We start from the raw sequence: 21,144 nt of genomic DNA, 5'->3' as shown, positions 1-21,144 counted from the left end.
GAGCGCAGCGAAGGATCTCAGAACAGGGCAGGAAAGAAAGAGATTCCTCGTTCCCCGGAATGACAGCACTAGACCAAACAAAAAGATTGCAGCGGAAAGTAGGACGACTGTTCCAAAAAAGCGACTGCAATTGCGCTGCTATTTAAATAAATGATTCACGTCACTATCAAAACAAAACCGAAATAATTAAGGTTTATCTATTACTAAATAAATAGACCATGGATAATCAAAAACCAGCCAAAGACAAGCTACATGATAGCGACTTGGGCGAAACCAAAGATTTCAACGAACTGTCTTACAATAAGGATAAAAATAGCTTCGAATTTGATGTAAAAGGGGAGGAAGCCAACTATGACCATCCGTTACCTTACGATACATCGGCACCGAACGGAGAGGATAGCATTTCTACTTACGATGAATCCAACCCGTATATCGGCAATGAATACGACCAAAAGGGACAGGTTGATGAGCAGTTGGAAGATAATGGGATGCGGGTAGATGAAACTGGCGAAAGTGTGCTGCTTGATCCTGCGGATAAGATTTTAGCGCAAACGGAGGAAGATTTTAGGGATGATTTGGATGAGGAAGGTTATCCTAAAAATGATTTACCAGGTTAAGGCAGCAAATCCAAATTAAAACGTTGGCGAAACTCTTCCAACTGTGGATTTTTTTCAACCAAATACGCATATTTATCCTTGTTGGTATAAATGCGGTCGCTTTGCTTGGCTTCTATTCGTTTAGGGGTTAATTGTATATCAAAGTTGTTGAGTTTTCCGCGAAGGAAGTTAAGCAAATCAATTTTTTCGTCTTGTAGGGTGCTTTCCAGTGCAATGTTTTCAATCAAAACGGTCACATTTATGCCCTCTAAAACAGGCTCATTACTCGTTAGCAAAGTAAACAAGTGTATTTTGTCTTCTTCTCTAGCTTTTTGGGCATATTGTTGCCAGCAAGCCATAAATTGAGCTTGGGTAAAGGCCTGTTTTTCGTTACCGCTTAAATATTGGGGGCCCTTGTCTTCTTCATCTGCACCCATTCCACTATTTAAATCGGTAAGCGAAGGAATTAAAGAACCAGAAGTACTTTTTGGCAAAGGCTTTATCTTGATAGATGAAGCGGTGGGCGCACTAGGCTTTGGTACTTCTATTTTAGGAGGAAAGGTTTCCGCGGGTTGGGCTGCCGCTGCAGGCTGTTCTTTTTTCTCTATTGGAGTAGCAATTGGAGCTTGTGGAGTAGTTGCTGCGGCTGGTCGTTGAACAGGTGCCGAAGCAGGGCTGTCGTTTTTAACTAAAGTTTTTTTTTTATCCTGATCTAAGTCAGTTGCGGTGTTGGCGAGTTGAATTACTGAGGGAATGTGACACATTTTTATCAGTGCCAGCTCCACCTGAAGCCGCTGATTTTTGCTGTTTTTGTAGTTCAGATCGCACTGGTTGGCTAAATTGAGCGAGGTTAAAATGAAACCCAAATTAGTATTGTTACTTTGCGTCAGGTATTTCTGCTTAATATTTTCGCTCACCTCCAGCAGTTTGATGGTTTGGTTGTCCTTACCCACTAATAAGTTTCTAAAATGGCCAGCTAAACCATTAATAAAGTTGTTGCCGTCAAAACCATTGTTCAAAATCTCATTAAATAACAATAAGGTATTACTTACATCGCCAGTGGTGATGTAGTCCGTTAGCTTAAAATAATAATCGTAATCTAAAATGTTCAGATTGTCAATTACCGCCTTATAGGTCACATTCCTATTCGTGTAGCTAACAATTTGGTCAAACATCGAAAGCGCATCACGCAAACCACCATCAGCCTTTTGCGCAATAATATGCAAGCCGTCGTTGTCTGTAGCAATGTTTTCTCGTTCCGCAATTTTTGCCAAATGGCTGGAAATGTCCTCTACCTGAATTCTGTTGAAGTCGAAAATTTGACAACGTGACAAAATGGTAGGTAATATTTTATGTTTCTCCGTGGTTGCTAAAATAAAAATAGCATAGGGAGGTGGCTCTTCCAAAGTTTTCAAAAAGGCATTAAACGCACTTGTCGAAAGCATGTGAACCTCATCAATAATATAAATTTTGTATTTTCCAGCTTGTGGCGGAATCCGTACCTGCTCAATTAAACTTCTAATGTCGTCAACAGAGTTGTTAGAAGCCGCATCCAGCTCATGAAAGTTAAAGGAGTGCCCTGACTGGAACGATTGACAGCTTTCGCAAGTGCCACAGGCCTCTTGTTCGGGCGTTAAGCTGGTGCAGTTAATGGTTTTTGCCAAAATACGGGCACAGGTGGTTTTACCAACGCCCCTTGGTCCGCAAAATAAAAAAGCTTGTGCCAGTTGGTTATTTTTAATGGCGTTTTTTAAAGTTCCAGTAATATGCTGCTGACCAACCACGGTTTCGAACGTGACGGGGCGATATTTACGGGCTGAAACGATGAAATTTTCCATTGGCACGAAAATAGCAAAAATTTGATTGTTGCAGGGTTGAAAAGTTTGAATGTTGAAAAGTTGCTTTGCCGAATTATTTTTTCGAAAACGAAAGGAAGAATAATATCGGCAACCTTAGCCCCGCCTTTTGCTAAACCCAATTAAAAATTGGGTACCGCTTTCAGTCGGGTTTATATCACAAAGGTATGCGCTTTTGGCCACTGAAAACTGCTAATGGCCAACTGCGGACTGCCAACTGCCAACTGTGAACTGCCAACTGAAAACTATATACTTATATAATAGACTTCAGTTCTTTTCTATATTGCGAGGCACTCTTCCCCGTAAACTCCTTAAATATCTTGTTAAAATGGCTAAAGTTGTGGAAGCCGCTTTCGTAACTAATATTGGCTATGCTGGTTCTTTTTTCGGCCAAAAGTTTCGAGGCATGCACCACTCGGTATTCATTCACAAATTTGGTAAAGGTCTTTTTGGTCATCTTTTTAAAATACCTACAAAAAGAAGGAACGGTCATGCTGGCCATTTCGGCAACCTGCTCCAAGCTAATTTCCTCGGTGAAGTGGTCTTTCACGTAATTAAAAATCATGCTGATGCGGTCATTGTCCTGGGCCTGCATCTCCAAGGAGAAATTTTGTGCATTCAGTAGTTTATAATCAAAAGCCTGTTCAAGCTCTCGCAAAACACCTAATAAAGCCAGTAGTTTTTCAAAAGGCCACATGTTGTTCATTTTTTCAAGAATAGGGCCAACAAGCTTTTTAGTGTCTTCGCCAAAAGCAATGCCATACTTGGCTTTTTCAAATAAAGTAGCAATCCCCTTGGTTTCTTTTAGCGTTAAAAAATCGGTGCCCAAAAAATCTGGCTTCATTTGAATAACTACCTCATTGGTATTGCCCGTAGTTTCGTCGGTAAAACCGCAGTGGGGTAGGTTACTGCCAATCAATATCAAATCTCCATCATTATAATAAGAGATATGGCTACCAATTTGCCTTTTTCCAGAGCCGCCATTTACAAACACCATTTCCACTTCTGGATGATAGTGCCAAACGTGTGCTTTGTTATTGGTGTTTTGCAGGTATTTCGAATAGTAAAAGGAACTTCCAAAGGAAGGCTCAATGGCTTCAAAGCTTGGTTTGATTTTTTTCATTTTCTTAACGCTAAATTAATCAAAATATATGTGTTATTGATAATTTTATATGTTAATTTAATATTAATGGTTAAAATAGCATATATACTGGGAAATATGAAACATAATAAGCGCCTGATTACTAACTAAATTTGCTCTTGTTAAATAAGTATTAACATTTTAAATAAATCAGCAATGAAAAATTTATTCAGATTTAGTTTAGTAATCCTCTCGGTATTGATGGTAAATGTTGCCAAAGCCGATGACATGGAGCTTTTAGTTAAAGTAGCAAAAGAGAATAACAAATGGGTGAGCTTTATCACCAACGAATCCCAGAATATAGACCTTACTTTATACTCGGCAACTGACGAGGTGCTTTACGAGCAAAGGCTAAAAACGGTGAGTAATAAGTTTAAAACTTACGACCTAAGTGCTTTGCCAGTGGGGCTTTATACCCTTAAAATGGAATCTCCTTTAAAAACGGTGACTTACCAAATCAATATTACTGCTGATAGCGCAATAGTAGCTGTTCCAGTGGTGAAACTTTTCAAAAAACCAAGTTTAGCGAAAGAGAACGATGTGGTAACCCTTAATTTAAATGGTGTAGCCGAAGGAGAAGTGCAGGTAGACATCTATAACGAGTTTAATGAAAAACTTCATGAGGATGTTTATACTAACGAAGCAAAAGTGATTAAGAAATACGATGTAAGCAGAACACCTTCAAGACAGCTTACTTTTGTGGTTAGGACTGCCAACCAGGAATTCTCAGAAACCATCAAGCTTTAAACAACTATATACTCTGATAAGTAAAGCATCGCCCCAAGGGGAGGTGCTTTTTTGTTTTCTGGGAGTATGAAAATGGCATTTATATGCGGGTAGTTGCTTTTTATAGGTTCTTTAGATGAAATTTAGGTAATTGCTATTTCGTAGCTCCCTTCTTTTTCAAAACAACGCTTTGATTTATAGAAATATATTGTTACATTTGCAGCCCGTTTTAAGCGGAATAGATTAAAAAATTAATTAAATAAAAACAATGAATCAGTACGAAACTGTTATCGTTCTTACCCCATTGTTGTCAGAAGAAGCTGCAAAAGAGGCAATTGCCAAATTTAAAGGCATCATTTCTGATAGCGGAGCCGAAATTATCGCAGAAGATAATTGGGGTTTGAGAAAATTAGCGTATCCGATTGACAAAAAAGCAAACGGATTCTTTCACCTTACAGAATACAAATCTAATGGTGAAATCATTAACAAGTTAGAGCTAGAATTAAAACGCGATGAGCGTGTTTTACGTTTCTTAACTGTAAGATTAGACCGTCACGCGGTTGCCTACAACGAGAAAAAACGTAGCGGAGCTTTTAACAAAACTAAGAAAGAGGAGGCTACAGCGTAATGGCAAGAGATCAAATTCAATATGTTACAGCTCCAAAAGTGGAGGATAACAGAAAAAAATATTGCCGTTTCAAGAAAAATGGCATCAAATACATTGATTATAAAGACGCAAACTTTTTATTGAAGTTCGTTAACGAACAAGGTAAAATTTTACCTCGTCGTTTAACTGGTACTTCTTTGAAATTTCAACGTAAAGTGGCTCAAGCAGTAAAACGTGCTCGTCACATCGGTTTGTTGCCTTTCGTTACTGACCAATTAAAATAGGAACTGAGCAATGGAAATTATTTTAAAGCAAGATATCAAATCACTAGGTGAGAAAGATGATATCGTAACGGTAAAACCTGGTTTTGGTCGTAATTACTTAATTCCACAAGGCTTTGCAATTTTAGCAACTCCTTCTGCAAAGAAAGTATTAGCAGAAAACCTTAAACAGGCTGCTTTTAAACAAGAGAAAATTAAAAAAGACGCTGAAGGTATCGCAGCTAAGTTGGCTGATGTTAAATTAAGCATTGGTGCTAAAGCTGGTGAAACAGGAAAAATCTTTGGTGCGGTTAACACGATCCAAGTGGCTGACGCATTAAAAGCTAAAGGTTTTGACGTTGACCGTCGTCGTATTACTTTCGAAACTGAGCCTAAAACTTTGGGCGAATACATCGCGAACTTGAACTTACACAAAGAAGTGAAAGTAAAAGTTCCTTTCGAAGTAGTAGCTGAGTAATTTTAGCTTATACAAAATACAAAGCCCCTTCAGGTTACTGAAGGGGCTTTTGTTTTATATAGAGTGTCTATCTTTTTATAAATTAAGCGTTTTACTATATTTGCTACCCCTCTTTAAAAAGAGGCCGCAATCTAAATAGAGTATTAATGAGATATTGTAAACCTGTTAGATTATTACTGTGCTTATGCCTGTTTGTTTTTACTGCCCGGGCGCAGGACATCGTATCTAAAGCTCCCGATACCATTAAGAAAATCATTTTCACTACATACTACGCCAAAAAGTTTGAAGGGCGTAAAACCACCAGTGGTGAACGCTATCGAGCCAAGAAATTTACGGCAGCCCATCGCACTTTACCTTTTGGTACTTTAATTACTGTACGCAACCTGCATACTGGCAAAACTGTACAGGTGAGGGTAAACGATAGAGGTCCTTTCAGTAAGAAGTTTGCCTTGGATATTTCAGTGGCTGCGGCCAAGGAAATAGGGATTTACAGGTTGGGTTACGCCCGTGTGGAAATCTCCTACGTGCAAGAGTAAAAGTGCTAGAATTTAGACTCATTTTAAAATTATTAACACTCGTTTTTATTTCATAAGTGCTTAAAAAGAAATAATTAGCTTTTTTCTTCCCTGTTTATGACAGAATTTTGATCGGAAATCCCCACAAAATCAGATACATGTTAACAACTTTGTAGCCCAAAAAAAGCCCTAACTTTTATATTTGTTATACGAAGTTCTTTAATAGAAAGCACCCCAATTATTGTTATAACTGATTGCTATTTAGTTCGTTTGAAAAAGCAGATAATCTCAACTTTTTTAATTATGTAAACTAAGTACGGTTTGTTAGGCGGTTTCACTGTTAAAGAATATCATTTATGCTGCTGCTAAACATTTTCTAACAACGTAAAAAGAGAGTTTATGGAAGAAGAATTATTATTAAAGGAAAACAAGGACCGTTTTGTGCTATTGCCAATTAAGTATCCTGCTATTTGGGAAATGTACAAAAAATCAGAAGCGAGCTTTTGGACGGCGGAAGAAATTGATTTGTCTGACGACATCAAGCATTGGGAGAATTTGAATAGCGGAGAGCGTCATTTCATTTCTCATATTTTGGCTTTCTTTGCGGCCAGCGATGGTATCGTGAACGAAAACCTTGCGGTTAACTTTATGAGTGAGGTTCAAATTCCAGAAGCACGTTGTTACTATGGTTTCCAAATCATGATGGAAAATATCCATTCTGAAACCTACGCTTTACTGATTGACACTTACGTAAAAGATCCAGAAGAGAAAGACAGACTTTTCCATGCGATAGACACGGTGCCTGCAGTGAAGAAAAAAGCTGAGTGGGCATTACGTTGGATAGATAATGGAACTTTTGCGGAGAGACTAGTGGCTTTTGCCGCGGTTGAAGGTATTTTCTTTAGCGGTAGTTTCTGCTCTATCTTTTGGTTAAAGAAACGTGGTTTAATGCCAGGTTTAACTTTCAGTAACGAGTTGATCTCTAGAGATGAAGGTTCACACTGTGAATTCGCATGTCTATTGTACAGCATGTTGCAAAATAAACTTAGCCAAGAACAAGTACACACCATCATTAAAGATGCTGTAGAAATTGAAAAAGATTTCATTACTGATGCACTTCCGGTTAAACTAATTGGTATGAATGCAGACTTGATGAAACAATATATTGAATTTGTTGCGGATAGATGGTTAGGAGAATTAGGCTATACCAAGATTTATAATGCCACCAATCCTTTTGATTTCATGGAAATGATTTCATTGCAAGGAAAAACCAACTTCTTTGAGAAACGCGTAGGCGATTACCAAAAAAGTGGTGTATTAACTGCCTCAGAAGATAAAGCGCAAGCTTTCTCATTAGACGAGGATTTTTAACCATTAAAAAAGATGATCGAGGTGTAAAGTATTACGCTCTATACTCACATCTCATCTTAATACTAATAAAATTTTTGAAACCAGGTGCCGCTATGTAGATATGCACCATAAAATTTAGTAAGGATGTTTGTAATAAAAAGAGACGGCCGCAGTGAAGCGGTGAAATTTGACAAGATTACAGCTAGGATAGAGAAGCTGTGCTATGGTTTTAATGCTGAACTGGTAGATCCAATTGATGTAGCTAGAAAAGTGATCGAAGGCTTGTACGATGGGGTAACCACTTCTGAATTGGATAACTTAGCAGCTGAAACAGCAGCGTCTTTAACCACTAAACATCCTGACTATGCTTTGTTAGCTTCACGTATTGCTGTTTCTAACTTGCACAAAAACACGTTAAAATCGTTTTCTAAAACAATGGAGTTGTTGTTCAACTACATTGATCCCAAAACAGGAAAAGATTCAGCTTTAATTGCTGATGACGTATGGAAAGTAATCCAAGATAATGCAGAAATTTTGGACAGTACTATTATTTACGACAGAGATTTCGGCTTTGATTATTTCGGTTTCAAAACATTAGAAAAATCATACCTTTTAAAAGTTAATGGACAAATTGTTGAGCGTCCTCAGCACTTGTTTATGCGTGTGGCTATCGGTATCCACAAAGAAGATATCGAAAGCGCTATTGCTACTTATAACTTAATGAGCGAGCGTTGGTTTACACACGCTACGCCAACTTTATTCAATGCAGCTACACCAAAGCCTCAAATGTCGTCATGTTTCTTGTTAACCATGCAAGACGATAGCATTGAAGGTATTTATGATACTTTAAAGCAAACTGCTAAAATTTCTCAAAGCGCAGGTGGTATTGGTCTAAGCATCCACAATATCCGTGCAACTGGAGCTTATATTGGCGGAACTAACGGTACAAGTAACGGTATTGTGCCAATGTTACGTGTTTTTAATGATACCGCTCGTTATGTAGATCAAGGTGGTGGTAAACGTAAAGGCGCCTTTGCTATTTATTTAGAGCCTTGGCATGCTGATGTTTTCGAATTCTTGGATTTGCGTAAAAACCATGGTAAAGAGGAAATGCGTGCTCGTGACTTGTTCTATGCACTTTGGATTTCTGATTTATTCATGCAACGTGTAGAAGAGAATGGTGATTGGAGCTTGTTCTCTCCAGATGAGGCTCCTGGTTTAGCAGATTGCCATAGCGAAGAATTCAACAAGCTATATGTTAAATATGAGCAAGAAGGAAGAGCTCGTAAAGTAGTAAAAGCACAAGAACTTTGGTTCGCTATTTTAGATTCTCAAATTGAAACTGGAACCCCTTATTTGTTGTATAAAGATGCTGCAAACAGCAAATCGAACCAACAAAACTTAGGAACTATCAAGTCTTCTAACTTGTGTACCGAGATTATCGAGTATACCTCTAAAGATGAAGTAGCGGTATGTAATTTGGCATCATTGGCATTGCCTCGTTTCGTAATCAATGGTGAGTTTGATCATCAAAAATTATACGAGGTAACTTATCAGGCTGCTTTGAACTTGAATAAAATCATCGATCATAATTACTATCCAGTAAAAGAGGCCGAAAACTCAAACCTCCGTCACCGTCCAATTGGTTTAGGCGTACAAGGTTTGGCTGATGCCTTTATCTTAATGCGTTATCCTTTCGAAAGCGATGCCGCTAAACAATTGAACAAAGACATTTTTGAAACCATCTATTTTGCTGCAATGACTGCTTCGGCTGATTTGGCGGTGAAACATGGTCCATATAAAACTTTCAAAGGTTCTCCACTATCTAAAGGGAAATTCCAGTTCGACTTATGGAACGTTACACCAGATAGCAACCGTTGGGATTGGGATGCCTTACGCAAACGTGTGGTAAAAACAGGTGTATACAATTCATTATTGGTAGCACCAATGCCAACCGCTTCAACCTCTCAAATCTTAGGAAACAACGAGTGTTTTGAGCCATACACTTCAAATATCTATACCCGTCGGGTATTAAGTGGTGAGTTTATCGTGGTAAACAAACACTTATTGAAAGACTTAGTGGCTTTAGGTTTGTGGAGCCCTCAAATGAAAGATAGAATTATCTTAGCTAACGGTTCTATTCAAGACATTGCAGAAATTCCTGATTATATCAAAGAACTGTACAAAACAGTTTGGGAAATTAAGATGAAGAACATCATTGATATGTCTGCTGATAGAGGCGCATATATTTGCCAATCTCAATCATTAAACTTATTTATCAATGCACCAAATACTTCAAAACTAACTTCAATGCACTTCTATGCTTGGAAAAAAGGATTGAAAACGGGTATGTACTACCTACGTACACAAGCGGCTTCTCAAGCAGTTAAGTTTACGGTAGAAAACCAAGGTGGTAAAGCAATTGAAGCTGTAATTCCTGCAAATATTCCTCAAGATCAAGTTGCAGAGGAAATTGTAGACGGACCAGTTTGTTCAATGGAAGAAGGTTGCATTAGCTGTTCGGGGTAATCCGCTAGTTGTCATTCTGAACAAAGTGAAGAATCTGTAAGTTGTGCTACAAAAAATAGATTCCTCGTTCCTCGGAATGACAAAATATAAAAACAAAGTAAGGTTTTGGACGAAAGTTCAGAACCTTATTTTTTGTCCGTACTTTTGTCTTTAGTTCATTGGTTGATTTGTCATTGGTTAATTAGTATTCTCCATCACGACAAGTGAACTAGTGAATCAATGAACTAATGAACAACATTCAAAAACATAGTAAACACGAAATTATTGCTTGCGAGCGATGTGGGACTGCTATTGAGTGTAAGGCCAACGCCTATACCAAATGTCAGTGTAGCGTGGTGCAATTAAGCATTAACGAAGTACAATACGTGAGTGAACTGTATGACGGTTGTCTTTGCGCAAAATGCCTGCTGGAATTACAACAAGAATATCGGGAAGAATTAGGTTAGCTAAAGAGACTGCTTATTTCTTTTTCACCCCTTTTAAAATCATTAAGCTTAGCGGATTAATCACATAGCCACTAATGTTGTTTTGTAACATCACTACAGATTGGTCATATAAAATAGGTACTACCGAAGCATTTTCTAATACCATATTATCCATTTTGTGGTAAAGCTCAAAACGTTTTTTCGGATCATTTTCATAATAGCTTTGCTCAAAAAGCTTGTCAAATTCCTTATTGAAATATCCGGTGTAGTTAGGCCCAAAAGGAACTTTGTTTTTAGAATAAAATACTGAAAGGTAATTCTCCCCATCTGGATAATCGGCAATCCACGAACCTCTGAAAAAGCCCACCTCGTTTTTCGACATCAAGTCTCTTAAGCTTGCACTTGGACTTACGTCAACTTTTGCCCTAATGCCAATATTCCCCAATTCTCCTTGGATAAATTCGATCAGGTCTTTGTAGGTAGTTGAGGTACTCAATTTAATTTCTGGCATTCTTTTGCCATTGGCAAAACCAGCTTCGGCAAGTAATTTGGCTGCTAACGCAGGATTGTAATCGTAACCTTTTACTTTAGTGCTGTCAAAACCAGGCATCCCTTTGGGAATAAAACCCGATGTGGCTGGCGTGCCTATGCTGTTGCGAAGGTATTTGATTAGTTTTTTGCGGTCAATGGCGTAGTTAATGGCCTGTCTAACTTTTTTAAATCGTAGTGGCGAATTTTTAACGATATCTTTATCTGGATCTACCAAAATACCTACATATTCCGTGCATAAATAAGCTCCCTTGATCAATTGAAATTCACCTTTGTATTTACTGGTCATTTGACCACTTTTGGTTAAAATATCATCGCGGTAGCTGCCATCAACACTATAAAAGAAATCTAGATCCTTTTTAAGGAAATTCATAAACGCACTTTGTTTGTCGTTAATAAAAGTCACCTTCACCGCATCTAAAAAAGGCATGCGATTACCACTGCTATCTTTCTCAAAATAGTTTTCGTTTTTAAGCAGCACCAATACCTCATCTTCTTTCCAATATTTAAACTTAAAAGGCCCAGTGCCCACAGGATGATTTCTGAAATCCTTTCCATAATGTTCCACCACTTCCTTGGGAACAACCGAACAATATTGAGCCGTCAATAAGTTCATAAAAGCAGGGAAGGGCTTTACCAGTGTTATTTGAAAGGTAGTGTCGTTTAAAGCCGTGAAACTGCTACGGTCCTTCACCTTGTCGCTAAAAATCCATCCGCCAGAAGAAGCTACTTTCGGATCAATCAGTCGGTAAAAACTATAAGCAAAATCATCAGCCACTACTTTTCGGCCTTTACCATTTTTAAACAAAGGGTCGTCCTGAAAAAAGACATCATTGCGCAGATTAAAGGTATAAGTCAGCCCATCGTTAGAGATTTGCCAGGTTTTGGCAATGCAGGGAATCGTGTTCAAGTCCTTATCCACCTGTACCAAGCCATTAAAAATTTGGTTAATCATCCAAACGGCATTTTGGTTACGAGCAAAAGCAGGGTCTAATGAAGTTAGGTTTTGATCGAGATTGATATTGAATACTTTTTTGTCGCCATCTTTATCGCTTTTACACGAGAATAAAAGAATGATACAGCAAAAACAAAATATATTGAGCTTAATGGCACGCATCGAAAAGGGAAATACTATTTTTGTACAATTAGAAAGTTAAGGTACATTAAGTTTTCGAGGTAACAAAACTACTTTTTCTTAATATTCTTAATGGTTAATTTTTTCGTAAACTAATAACATAAAACATGCCTTCTTTAAGTGAACTTATAAATGCTGAAAATAATGCCGAATTGCGAGAGGAATTGTTGGAACGTTTGGCCATTGTTGAACATAAAATCAAGTTCATGGATAAAGTGCCTGTTTGTTTTTTAGATACCTTAGGTCAACCCCATATTGAGTTGTCGTCTTTTGCCGAATTAGGCGGAGCTGTGTTAACGACTTCACCGCTGGAAGCAGTTTATATTATTTTCCATGAACAAGGAAGGCAACTTGGCGATTTAATGAGGACAGCCCCCGTACTGATGAGTGAAGAATGGCCTGCGGTGAAATTTAACAGGGTTTGCCTTTTAGCAGATGATTATAAAACTAACAAAGCATTAGAAGGAGTTTCATTAGTCGAAGACATTGCCGAAATGATCCACCCAGGACATTTTATTTTTGGCTACGAAGGAGATAAATGGATTAGGTTTACGGTTTAAATGGAATAAGGATAAAGGAGCAAGGAATAAAGATGCTAATTGGCTAAAGAGATTTCTTAGTAACATAAAATAGCTACTATATGAAAAAAATATTACTGTTCTTATTGATGCTTTCTTCATTTGGGTTTGCCCAAACCGTTCCTAAATTAGATAAAGAGATTGCCGAAAAGCTGTCTGTGTTGCCACTCCGCTGTATGGATAAGGAATATCCTAATAAAACGGCACATAGTATTAATTCGGTAGCCGATGCTAAGTTGACGCCTGCAGAATTGCATCCAGCATTTTACGGTTGTTTCGATTGGCATAGTTCGGTACATGGACATTGGATGCTGGTGCATTTATTGCGCACTTATCCAAATCTCAAAAATAAAGAAGAGATCATCGCCAAGCTTAATAAAACGTTTACCCTACAAAATATGCAGGCGGAGGCGGACTACTTTCAAAAATACGAGCTGGCTAAGATATTTGAGCGTACTTATGGTTGGGCCTGGTTGCTAAAATTAGATCAGGAATTGGTAGAATGGGATAACCCAATGGCCAAAAAATGGCATGCCGCACTACAGCCACTCACCAAACAGATTTTAGAGCTTTGGAAAGCTTATTTACCTAAACAAACTTATCCGAACCGCACGGGTGTGCACGGCAATACCGCCTTTGCTTTGGTGTTTGCGATAGATTGGGCACGAGCGGTAAACGATAAGTTTTTTGAAATACAGCTAATGGATAAAGCCAAAAATTTCTATCTCGATAACCAAAAAACACCCGCTTATATGGAACCTGACGGTGCTGATTTCTTTTCGCCGAGCTTGGAAATTGCTGATTTAATGAGACGGGTTTTGGCTAAAGATGATTTTATCAAATGGTTCGATAATTTCTACGAAGAAAGAAGCATCAAACGTATTAGTGAAATGCCTATTGTGAGCGATTTAAGTGATTATCAAACCGTGCATTTGGTTGGTCTTTCGTTTACGAGAGCTTGGTGTATGAAAGGAGTTGCCGCTCAACTTCCAAAAAGCCATCCACTTAAGAAACATTTTGAAGATACCGCTAATCATTTCTTGGCAAATGCTTTGCCTTTGATCTTTAAAGGAAATTACGGCGGCGACCATTGGTTGGCCTCATTTGCAGTTTATGCCTTAGCGAAATAGGGATTAGCGGTTAGGAACTAGGGATTAGTAATTAGGAGCTAGGTTCAGTTAACCAGTTAACCAATTAAACAATTAACCTGAGCTAATGGCTCGGCCAACTTTCGGTCTTTCTACTTTTCTGACTTACCGACTCAATAAGCAATAAACTTATCCATCTGTTGGTCTGTGAACTTTAATGTATCCTCTTTAAAGAGCTCGTCGTTTTCGTTAATCTCCTGTTTGATGTAGGAGATGTGTAAACGTAACGGCATTACATGTAGGTGCAAGTAGGCGCAAACCCCATTGAAATGCTCAATTCCTCTAATATTGCCGTATTTTCCAGAGGAGATACCTACCAAGCAAGCCTTTTTATCATAGAAACTTTCAGGGAAAGCACAGGCATCAATCAGTACTTTTAATACCCCAGGATAACTGCCATTATACTCGGGAATCACGAACAGAAATTTGCTGGTATTGGTCATCATTTCCTGTATCTTTTCGAAGGCTTCAGATTTTTTTCCATATAAATCTTCGGCGATAAAATTTGCTGGAAGATCTTTTAAGTCAAGCAAGGAGGTTTGTAAGCCCTTTTTAGCCAGTTCTTTTTGATAATATTTAGCAACTTTTAGCGTATTGCTATTGGTTCTGTTAGTGCCGGCGATGATGGTTACCATGGGAAAATTGTTAATAAGATGTGTAAAACACAAACAGCGCCGATACTAATATTTAGTTTTAGTTTGTATCTTAGCTAATTGTTAAAAAATGCCTAAACATCACAAAAATAGCATTTTTTCAAGATTTTTAGTTTAAAATTAAGCCATTACAAGTTGTGGCGTTTTCAAGGAGAATAAATGAGTAAGATAATTGCTTTAGCAAACCAAAAAGGAGGAGTAGGTAAAACCACTTCATCTATTAATTTAGCAGCTAGTTTGGCCGTTTTGGAATATAGAACGCTTTTGGTTGATGCAGACCCACAGGCTAACTCTACTTCGGGCATTGGCTTTGACCCAAGAAACATCAAGAACAGCATTTACGAATGCATTATCAATGATGTTGAACCATCAGAAGCCATTGTAAAAACGGAAACGCCAAATCTCGAATTGTTGCCAGCACATATTGATTTAGTAGGTGCCGAAATCGAGATGATTAACTTGACCAACCGTGAGTATAAAATGAAAGCGGTATTGGACAAGGTAAGGGATCAATATGATTTCATCATTATCGATTGTTCTCCATCATTGGGTTTAATTACCATAAACTCCCTAACCGCTGCCGATTCGGTAATTATTCCCGTACAATGTGAGTATTTCGCCTTAGAAGGTTTAGGTAAATTATTGAACACCATTAAAATTGTACAAAACAGGTTAAATCCAGCTTTGGAAATAGAAGGAATTCTTTTAACCATGTACGATGTGAGATTACGCTTGTCTAATCAAGTGGTTGAAGAAGTAAAAACACATTTCCAAGATTTGGTATTTGAAACCATTATTCAGCGTAACACCCGTTTAAGTGAGGCCCCAAGCTACGGTATATCAGTAATTATGCACGATGCCAATAGTAAAGGCGCAATCAACTATTTAAACTTAGCAAGAGAAATTGTTCGTAAAAACGGATTGCTTGATGCAGAGCAGGAAGTAAAAACAGCAAGTATTTAATATTTATAGATGACTTTTCAAAGAAAAACCGGATTAGGCAAGGGATTAAGTGCTCTTTTGGATGATAATGAAACGGTAAATGCCGTTAAGCCTGCCGTAGAAACTGCCTCACCAGCAACGCCACAAGTTGGCAGTATTAGCCATATTAGCCTTGCTGATATTGAAACAAACCCTTATCAGCCGCGTACTGAATTTGATCAGGTAGCACTTAATGAACTAGCTGATTCGATTAAAGTACAAGGATTGATCCAACCTATTACCGTACGTAAAAACGGTGATAAATATCAATTGATTTCTGGTGAACGTAGATTTAGAGCTTCTAAACTTGCTGGCTTAACAGAAATTCCAGCTTATATTCGTACTGCCGATAACCAACAGATGTTGGAAATGGCATTGATTGAGAACATACAGCGTGAAAACCTAAACGCCATTGAAGTAGCCTTGAGTTTTCAGCAAATGATAGATGAATGTAACCTAAAGGCTGAGCAGTTAGGAGAACGTGTAGGTAAAAACCGTACAACAGTTGCCAACTATCTACGTTTGTTAAAATTACCTCCTGCTATTCAGGCTTCTATTCGCGATAATAAAATATCGATGGGGCACGCTCGTGCACTTATTTCTGTGGATGACGAAGAAAAGCAACTTTTTATCCATCAGGAAATTATTGATAAAGGACTGTCGGTACGTAAGGTAGAAGAACTCGTTCGTGGGATTCACCAGGTGCAAGTAAAAGCGCCAGTTAAAGTAGAAGCAGTTTCTTTTGAGTATCAAAAACTGCAGAACGATTTGGCCTCAAAATTTGCGACCAACGTTAAGCTAAAGGTAAAAGATAATGGCAAAGGGGCTATTGAAATTCCTTTTGTAAGCAACGATGATCTTAATCGAATTTTAGAACTGTTAGATTGGTAATGCGAGCATTATTGCTTTCTGTAGTCATTTGTTTCACGTTTGCCCAGGTAAATGCGCAGAAACCTGTGAGCCCTGCAAAGCAAGATACTACCGCTAAATTAGATACCATTGCGCCTGCAAAATATGTTAACCAAGGCAAAATTGCAGGGAAAAAAGCAGTATACCGATCATTAATGTTTCCTGGACTTGGACAGCTATATAATTATGGCTTAGTGGTGGATGACGTGAAAAACGGTAGGACTGAAGGTAAAAGAATCGGCCAAAAAATTTACCTCATTGGTAAAATCGGGGCTATCTATGCTGGAGGAACCATACTGGTAATGTCATACATCGATAACAACAATAACTATAAGCGATTTCTGAGAGAGCTACAATACCGTCAGGCGAACAACAATGCCCCCGACCCGAATAATGGTTTAACACAATATCCAGATGTTAATGCGCTTACTGTAGCTAAAAATATTTATAAACGTAACCGAGAAGTCGTTTTGATCTCCTTGGTAGGTTTATATGGACTGAATGTCCTGGATGCTTATGTTACCGCTCGTTTAAAATATTTCAACGTTGACGAGAGCTTATCTATCAAGTTATCGCCTTCTATCATCAACACAAACACGATGTACGGCCTTAATATTGCGCCGGCATTAAAACTTACGCTTAAATTATGAAAATAGCGCTTTTAGGCTATGGCAAAATGGGCCAAATTATCGAACGTTTTTCTTTGGAGCGAGGGCACGAAATTGTGCTTAAAATAGGAATCGAAAATCTGGATGATTTAACCGTTGACAATTTGGAAAAGGCTGATGTAGCCATCGATTTTAGTGCGCCACATGCCGCAGTAGACAATATTTATAAATGCTTTGAAGCAAATGTGCCCGTAGTAGTAGGCACTACAGGCTGGTACGGCGAACTGCAACGAATTAAAAATGATTGCGAAGCCAGTAACAATACTTTACTTTATGGCTCTAACTTTAGCATTGGGGTGAATATCTTTTTCCATTTGAATAAAGTGTTGGCTAAATTGATGAACAATTATCCAGCTTATGAGGTGCAGGTGGAAGAAATACATCATACCCAAAAATTGGATGCGCCAAGTGGTACTGCCATGACCATTGCGGAGGGGATTATTGAAGAGATGGACAATAAAAAGGAGTGGGTAAATGAATTGGAAGGAACGCCAATTTCAGAAAAACTAAGAAATGATCAACTCCTTATCGAGTCGCTTAGGATAGAGAACGTACCGGGAACGCACACTGTAGTGTACAGTTCAGAGGTTGATGATATTGAGATTAAACACACCGCACACAGCAGGGCAGGTTTTGCTTTAGGTGCAGTAGTAGCCGCAGAATGGCTACAAAATAAAAAAGGTTTTTACAGCATAGCTGATATATTTAATTTTAGAGATTAAGCAATGAATTGGAAATTCTGGCAAAAAAGAAAAGATTCAGACAAGCCTAAAAAGAAAAAAACGAAGACTAGAGAATGGGTTGATGCCATTGTATTTGCGGTGGTTGCGGCAACCATTATCCGTGTGTTTTTTATTGAGGCCTACACCATTCCTTCTGGTTCTATGGAACGCTCACTTTTAGTTGGCGACTTCCTTTTTGTAAGTAAGGTAAACTATGGCGCTCGTGTACCCATGACTCCTATAGCCTTCCCTTTTGCGCACCACACCATGCCGTTAACTGGTACCAAAGCTTATTGGGATGGGGTACAATGGAAATATAGAAGGTTGCCTGGTTTTCAGGATATCAAACGTAATGATGTGGTGGTTTTCAATTTCCCAGAGGGAGATACCGTGGTGTTAGAAAGGCAGGATGATAACTATTATCAAATGCAACTAAGAGGTGAAAGCAGGGAATCGATTTGGTCGCAGTTTCATGTAGTGAGCAGACCCGTTGATAAACGTGAAAATTTTATTAAGCGCTGTATCGCTATTGCTGGTGATACTATTGCGATGAGAAATGGTTTAGCTGTAGTAAATGGTACGCCGTCACCTTTAGTTGGTACTGGAGGTTTTGGTTATACTGTGGAGTTCAATACTGCTGAAGTAAATTTGAAGCTTTTCGAAGATATGGGCTTTAAAATTGGTCCTACGGCATTGCCTACGGTTTTTAGATTTGAAGGAACGCCAGATTTGGTTAAGGAATTGAAAAAGTCTCCTTACATTAAATCAGTGACTGAAGAATTGACACCGTCGGAAGAGTACGATCCATTGATTTTTCCCCATGATAAAAATAGAAAATGGAATTTAGACAACTACGGACCATTTGTAGTTCCTAAAAAAGGATGGACAGTGAAATTGGATAGTTTAAACATGCCATTATATGAAAGAGCTATCCGTATTTACGAAGGAAATAAATTAGAGAAGGTAGGTAACGACTGGATGATAAATGGTCAAAAAGCGACAACTTATACTTTTAAAATGAATTACTATTGGATGATGGGCGATAACCGTCATGCTTCTGCCGATTCACGCTATTGGGGCTTTGTTCCTGAAGACCACATTGTGGGCAAAGCGTTATTTATTTGGCTGAGCTTAGATGGTGAAGGTTCATTCCTGAACAAAATTAGATGGAGCAGGATTTTTAAAGGCATCCATTAGGCAAAGCGTCATTGCAATGACAAAAGTTTTAAAGGCATCACTCTAACAGTGATGCCTTTTTTATGCGCTGAATTTAGGTTAGACTTACGAAGTTTTATAAACTTCGTAAGTCTTAAAGTCATTAACGGTTTGCCATTCTAAAAAAGATGTCTTTTTTATTTGACGTTATGTAAATTGAAGAGCGCTTGCATCATGGTAGTATAAATTCATTAAATATGGGAAAGAAACTACTATCTGCATTGCTGCTCTTTATTCATTTCGCAGTTTTTGCACAAGACAATCAAATCAATGTAAATTCTAAAATCGCTGGTGTGACGGTGTTCATGAACGGTGCCCAAGTGCTACGTCAGTCAGATTTGGTGGAACTGCCTCAAGGGGTGAGCTTACTGGTTTTTTCGGGGCTTTCTTCTAGTATTGAAACCCAAAGTTTACAAGCCAAAGGCGAAGGAAGTTTCACCATTTTATCGGTTACACGCCAAAATAATTTCTTACTAGAAAAGAAAAAATCAGAACAAAAGCTCACACTAGAAGCCAAGGCAGGAGAAATTTCGGATAAGATGATGGCATTGAGAAATGAAATTGCCGTTTATAAATCGGAAGAGGAAATGTTGATGAAGAACCAAACGGTAATGGGACCAAATGTAAATTACGATTTGGTTAAACTTAAAGCTGCGTTAGATTTTCAGAAGCAACGTTTAAGCGAAGCGAAGGCCAAACAGATTTCGATAGAAAAGGAAATCAATCAGCTACAGGAGCAACTTAATAAATTAAATAGACAAATTGCAGAGGTAGATGGCAAGCCTATTGGTAATGCGAGCGATGTAGTGGTTAAGGTTTCTACCAAAACGGCTACCAAAGGTAAATTCACATTGACTTACTTGGTGAAAAATGCCAGCTGGTATCCAAGTTATGATATTAGGGCAATTGATGTTGCCAGCCCAATACAGTTGGTTTATAAAGCCAACGTTAGCCAAAATTCGGGCGAAGATTGGAAAAATGTAAAACTCACTTTGTCTTCTGGAAACCCTTCTAATAATAATGAAAAGCCAAAGTTGCCAACTTATTCATTGGGTTATTTAAGTGCTGGATATTCGTTTTTTAATCCAACTGCGGCAACTTCTAATTTGGTTAAAGGCAAGGTGGTAGACAACACTGACAATTCTGCCTTGCCAGGTGTTTCTATAAGGGTTAAAAATTCATCGGTAGGTACAGTTACTGATCCAGATGGTAATTATTCGATACAAATGCCTGTTGGTGCAAATCAATTAGTGTTTTCTTATATCGGTTATGATTCGCAGGAGTTGACGGCTTCTTACGGGCAATTAAATGTACGGTTGAAACAAGATACAAAGGCCTTGCAAGAAGTGGTGGTAACAGGGTATAATAAGAAAATTGATGATGCTTTACAGGGACGGGCGGCAGGTCTTCAAGTGCGTGTTAGGGGAACAAGTTCAATTGCTTCTGTTCCGTTGGAAGTAGCCAGCGTAGAAAAACAAACCAATGTGAGCTTTGAAATTAAAATGCCTTATACCATTTTGAGTGATGGCAAACAAGCGGCGGTAGATATAGGTAACTACGACTTTAAAGCGGCATACGAATATTATGCTGTTCCAAAAGTGTCTGCTGATGCTTTTTTGACCGCTAAAATCACCGATTTTAATGATATTAATTTGATTAGTGGCGAAGCTAATATTTTCTTTGAGGGAACTTATTTGGGCAAAACCTTGTTGGATGTACAACAAGCGGATACACTGACGATATCGTTGGGGGTTGATAAAAACGTTTCGGTAAAGCGTGAGAAGCAGAAAGGATATACCGAAAGGCAGTTTATTGGTTCGTCGCAAAAGGATAGCAGGCATTTTGTAATTGAGATGAAGAACAGAAAAAGCCAAGCCATTAACTTAACAATAGAAGACCAAATCCCTGTAGCAACCAATAGCGATATTAGTGTTGAGAAGCAGGAACTTTCGAAAGCGAAATTGGATGAGGTTACTGGTAAGTTGATTTGGCAGTTTTTGTTGCAGCCTAATGAACAGAAAAAGTTAGACCTGAAATATCAAGTGAAGTATCCGAAGAACAGACCTGTTAATATTGAGTAATAGCATTGATTAGACTTACGAA

General features: G+C 38.3%; 21 protein-coding genes. 17 read left to right on the top strand and 4 right to left on the bottom strand.

The features are described from left to right. Positions 1-218 precede the first annotated feature (218 nt). Positions 219-617 carry a hypothetical protein gene (locus tag DUT70_RS10050; protein ID WP_113647181.1) on the top strand — a complete coding sequence of 133 codons (399 nt, stop codon included), beginning with the start codon at positions 219-221 and terminating at the stop codon, positions 615-617. On the opposite strand, the gene DUT70_RS10045 is transcribed toward DUT70_RS10050, so the two are convergent. Together DUT70_RS10045 and DUT70_RS10040 are read right to left on the bottom strand one after the other, a co-directional pair. Then, positions 614-2,434: a DNA polymerase III subunit gamma/tau gene (locus DUT70_RS10045; protein WP_113647180.1), complete on the bottom strand. Its 1,821-nt coding sequence runs from the start codon at positions 2,432-2,434 to the stop codon at positions 614-616. The genes DUT70_RS10050 and DUT70_RS10045 overlap by 4 nt on opposite strands. A 271-nt stretch (positions 2,435-2,705) precedes the next feature. Further along, a complete protein-coding gene (locus DUT70_RS10040; protein ID WP_113647179.1) occupies positions 2,706-3,575 on the bottom strand; it encodes an AraC family transcriptional regulator in 870 nt (289 codons plus the stop codon). Positions 3,576-3,749: 174 nt separating this feature from the next. Between DUT70_RS10040 and DUT70_RS10035 the strand changes: the two genes are divergently transcribed. From DUT70_RS10035 to DUT70_RS10000, 8 genes are all read left to right on the top strand, one after another. Beyond that, entirely contained in the window at positions 3,750-4,340 is a 591-nt protein-coding gene (locus tag DUT70_RS10035) for a hypothetical protein (protein ID WP_113647178.1), read from the top strand. A 247-nt stretch (positions 4,341-4,587) separates the two neighbouring features. Then, positions 4,588-4,947 carry a 30S ribosomal protein S6 gene (gene rpsF, locus DUT70_RS10030; RefSeq protein ID WP_113647177.1) on the top strand — a complete coding sequence of 120 codons (360 nt, stop codon included), beginning with the start codon at positions 4,588-4,590 and terminating at the stop codon, positions 4,945-4,947. Beyond that, positions 4,947-5,210 (top strand): 30S ribosomal protein S18, encoded by a 264-nt coding sequence (gene rpsR / locus DUT70_RS10025; RefSeq protein ID WP_097132857.1) that lies wholly within the window; start codon positions 4,947-4,949, stop codon positions 5,208-5,210. The genes rpsF and rpsR overlap by 1 nt, the downstream gene beginning before the upstream one ends. Positions 5,211-5,220: 10 nt before the next feature. After that, positions 5,221-5,664: a 50S ribosomal protein L9 gene (gene rplI / locus DUT70_RS10020; RefSeq protein ID WP_113647176.1), complete on the top strand. Its 444-nt coding sequence runs from the start codon at positions 5,221-5,223 to the stop codon at positions 5,662-5,664. Between the two features lie 146 nt (positions 5,665-5,810). After that, entirely contained in the window at positions 5,811-6,200 is a 390-nt protein-coding gene (locus DUT70_RS10015) for a septal ring lytic transglycosylase RlpA family protein (RefSeq protein ID WP_113647175.1), read from the top strand. 378 nt (positions 6,201-6,578) lie between these two features. Then, the gene (locus DUT70_RS10010) at positions 6,579-7,550 is read left to right on the top strand and encodes a ribonucleoside-diphosphate reductase small subunit (RefSeq protein ID WP_113647174.1); all 972 of its coding nucleotides are present in this window, start codon (positions 6,579-6,581) and stop codon (positions 7,548-7,550) included. 123 nt (positions 7,551-7,673) lie between these two features. Then, entirely contained in the window at positions 7,674-10,058 is a 2,385-nt protein-coding gene (locus DUT70_RS10005; protein ID WP_113647173.1) for a ribonucleoside-diphosphate reductase subunit alpha, read from the top strand. Between the two features lie 227 nt (positions 10,059-10,285). Next, positions 10,286-10,504: a cysteine-rich CWC family protein gene (locus tag DUT70_RS10000; RefSeq protein ID WP_113647172.1), complete on the top strand. Its 219-nt coding sequence runs from the start codon at positions 10,286-10,288 to the stop codon at positions 10,502-10,504. Between the two features lie 13 nt (positions 10,505-10,517). Here the strand turns inward: DUT70_RS10000 and DUT70_RS09995 are convergent, their stop codons facing one another. Then, positions 10,518-12,149: an ABC transporter substrate-binding protein gene (locus DUT70_RS09995; RefSeq protein ID WP_113647171.1), complete on the bottom strand. Its 1,632-nt coding sequence runs from the start codon at positions 12,147-12,149 to the stop codon at positions 10,518-10,520. A gap of 125 nt (positions 12,150-12,274) precedes the next feature. Between DUT70_RS09995 and DUT70_RS09990 the strand changes: the two genes are divergently transcribed. Further along, positions 12,275-12,727: a hypothetical protein gene (locus tag DUT70_RS09990; protein WP_113647170.1), complete on the top strand. Its 453-nt coding sequence runs from the start codon at positions 12,275-12,277 to the stop codon at positions 12,725-12,727. Between the two features lie 80 nt (positions 12,728-12,807). Further along, complete coding sequence (locus DUT70_RS09985) at positions 12,808-13,875, top strand: DUF2891 domain-containing protein (RefSeq protein ID WP_113647169.1); 1,068 nt, start codon at positions 12,808-12,810, stop codon at positions 13,873-13,875. Between the two features lie 131 nt (positions 13,876-14,006). Here DUT70_RS09985 and DUT70_RS09980 read toward each other — a convergent pair whose 3' ends face one another. Further along, entirely contained in the window at positions 14,007-14,528 is a 522-nt protein-coding gene (locus DUT70_RS09980; protein WP_113647168.1) for an NADPH-dependent FMN reductase, read from the bottom strand. A 177-nt stretch (positions 14,529-14,705) separates the two neighbouring features. On the opposite strand from DUT70_RS09980, the gene DUT70_RS09975 reads away from it, so the two are divergent. The 6 genes from DUT70_RS09975 (at position 14,706) to DUT70_RS09950 (ending at position 21,122) form a co-directional block, all read left to right on the top strand. Beyond that, the gene (locus DUT70_RS09975) at positions 14,706-15,509 is read left to right on the top strand and encodes a ParA family protein (protein ID WP_113647167.1); all 804 of its coding nucleotides are present in this window, start codon (positions 14,706-14,708) and stop codon (positions 15,507-15,509) included. A 9-nt stretch (positions 15,510-15,518) separates the two neighbouring features. Further along, entirely contained in the window at positions 15,519-16,418 is a 900-nt protein-coding gene (locus DUT70_RS09970) for a ParB/RepB/Spo0J family partition protein (RefSeq protein WP_113647166.1), read from the top strand. After that, entirely contained in the window at positions 16,418-17,086 is a 669-nt protein-coding gene (locus DUT70_RS09965) for a DUF5683 domain-containing protein (RefSeq protein ID WP_113647165.1), read from the top strand. The genes DUT70_RS09970 and DUT70_RS09965 overlap by 1 nt, the downstream gene beginning before the upstream one ends. Further along, positions 17,083-17,826 carry a 4-hydroxy-tetrahydrodipicolinate reductase gene (dapB, locus tag DUT70_RS09960; RefSeq protein WP_113647164.1) on the top strand — a complete coding sequence of 248 codons (744 nt, stop codon included), beginning with the start codon at positions 17,083-17,085 and terminating at the stop codon, positions 17,824-17,826. Before DUT70_RS09965 ends, dapB begins: the two co-directional genes overlap by 4 nt. A gap of 3 nt (positions 17,827-17,829) precedes the next feature. Next, positions 17,830-19,023: a signal peptidase I gene (gene lepB, locus DUT70_RS09955; RefSeq protein WP_113647163.1), complete on the top strand. Its 1,194-nt coding sequence runs from the start codon at positions 17,830-17,832 to the stop codon at positions 19,021-19,023. Between the two features lie 215 nt (positions 19,024-19,238). Then, on the top strand, positions 19,239-21,122 hold the full coding sequence (locus tag DUT70_RS09950; protein WP_113647162.1) for a DUF4139 domain-containing protein: 1,884 nt from the start codon (positions 19,239-19,241) through the stop codon (positions 21,120-21,122). Positions 21,123-21,144 lie beyond the last annotated feature (22 nt).

The sequence above is a fragment of the Pedobacter chitinilyticus genome, assembly GCF_003313385.1.
Taxonomy (GTDB): Bacteria; Bacteroidota; Bacteroidia; order Sphingobacteriales; family Sphingobacteriaceae; genus Pedobacter; species Pedobacter chitinilyticus.
Note: the sequence above shows the minus strand (reverse complement) of the source record. Positions and strands in the feature narration are given on the sequence as shown.

Bases quoted from the DNA above. Each gene is read 5' to 3' on its own strand.
- DUT70_RS10010 (WP_113647174.1), top strand. From the start codon at position 6,579: ATGGAAGAAGAATTATTATTAAAGGAAAACAAGGACCGTTTTGTGCTA.
- DUT70_RS09990 (WP_113647170.1), top strand. From the start codon at position 12,275: ATGCCTTCTTTAAGTGAACTTATAAATGCTGAAAATAATGCCGAATTG.
- DUT70_RS10050 (WP_113647181.1), top strand. From the start codon at position 219: ATGGATAATCAAAAACCAGCCAAAGACAAGCTACATGATAGCGACTTG.
- DUT70_RS10015 (WP_113647175.1), top strand. From the start codon at position 5,811: ATGAGATATTGTAAACCTGTTAGATTATTACTGTGCTTATGCCTGTTT.
- lepB (WP_113647163.1), top strand. From the start codon at position 17,830: ATGAATTGGAAATTCTGGCAAAAAAGAAAAGATTCAGACAAGCCTAAA.
- rpsF (WP_113647177.1), top strand. From the start codon at position 4,588: ATGAATCAGTACGAAACTGTTATCGTTCTTACCCCATTGTTGTCAGAA.
- DUT70_RS09970 (WP_113647166.1), top strand. From the start codon at position 15,519: ATGACTTTTCAAAGAAAAACCGGATTAGGCAAGGGATTAAGTGCTCTT.
- DUT70_RS10005 (WP_113647173.1), top strand. From the start codon at position 7,674: ATGTTTGTAATAAAAAGAGACGGCCGCAGTGAAGCGGTGAAATTTGAC.
- DUT70_RS10040 (WP_113647179.1), bottom strand. From the start codon at position 3,575: ATGAAAAAAATCAAACCAAGCTTTGAAGCCATTGAGCCTTCCTTTGGA.
- DUT70_RS09965 (WP_113647165.1), top strand. From the start codon at position 16,418: ATGCGAGCATTATTGCTTTCTGTAGTCATTTGTTTCACGTTTGCCCAG.
- dapB (WP_113647164.1), top strand. From the start codon at position 17,083: ATGAAAATAGCGCTTTTAGGCTATGGCAAAATGGGCCAAATTATCGAA.
- DUT70_RS09950 (WP_113647162.1), top strand. From the start codon at position 19,239: ATGGGAAAGAAACTACTATCTGCATTGCTGCTCTTTATTCATTTCGCA.
- DUT70_RS09995 (WP_113647171.1), bottom strand. From the start codon at position 12,149: ATGCGTGCCATTAAGCTCAATATATTTTGTTTTTGCTGTATCATTCTT.
- DUT70_RS09975 (WP_113647167.1), top strand. From the start codon at position 14,706: ATGAGTAAGATAATTGCTTTAGCAAACCAAAAAGGAGGAGTAGGTAAA.
- DUT70_RS10045 (WP_113647180.1), bottom strand. From the start codon at position 2,434: ATGGAAAATTTCATCGTTTCAGCCCGTAAATATCGCCCCGTCACGTTC.
- rpsR (WP_097132857.1), top strand. From the start codon at position 4,947: ATGGCAAGAGATCAAATTCAATATGTTACAGCTCCAAAAGTGGAGGAT.
- DUT70_RS10035 (WP_113647178.1), top strand. From the start codon at position 3,750: ATGAAAAATTTATTCAGATTTAGTTTAGTAATCCTCTCGGTATTGATG.
- DUT70_RS09985 (WP_113647169.1), top strand. From the start codon at position 12,808: ATGAAAAAAATATTACTGTTCTTATTGATGCTTTCTTCATTTGGGTTT.
- DUT70_RS09980 (WP_113647168.1), bottom strand. From the start codon at position 14,528: ATGGTAACCATCATCGCCGGCACTAACAGAACCAATAGCAATACGCTA.
- rplI (WP_113647176.1), top strand. From the start codon at position 5,221: ATGGAAATTATTTTAAAGCAAGATATCAAATCACTAGGTGAGAAAGAT.
- DUT70_RS10000 (WP_113647172.1), top strand. From the start codon at position 10,286: ATGAACAACATTCAAAAACATAGTAAACACGAAATTATTGCTTGCGAG.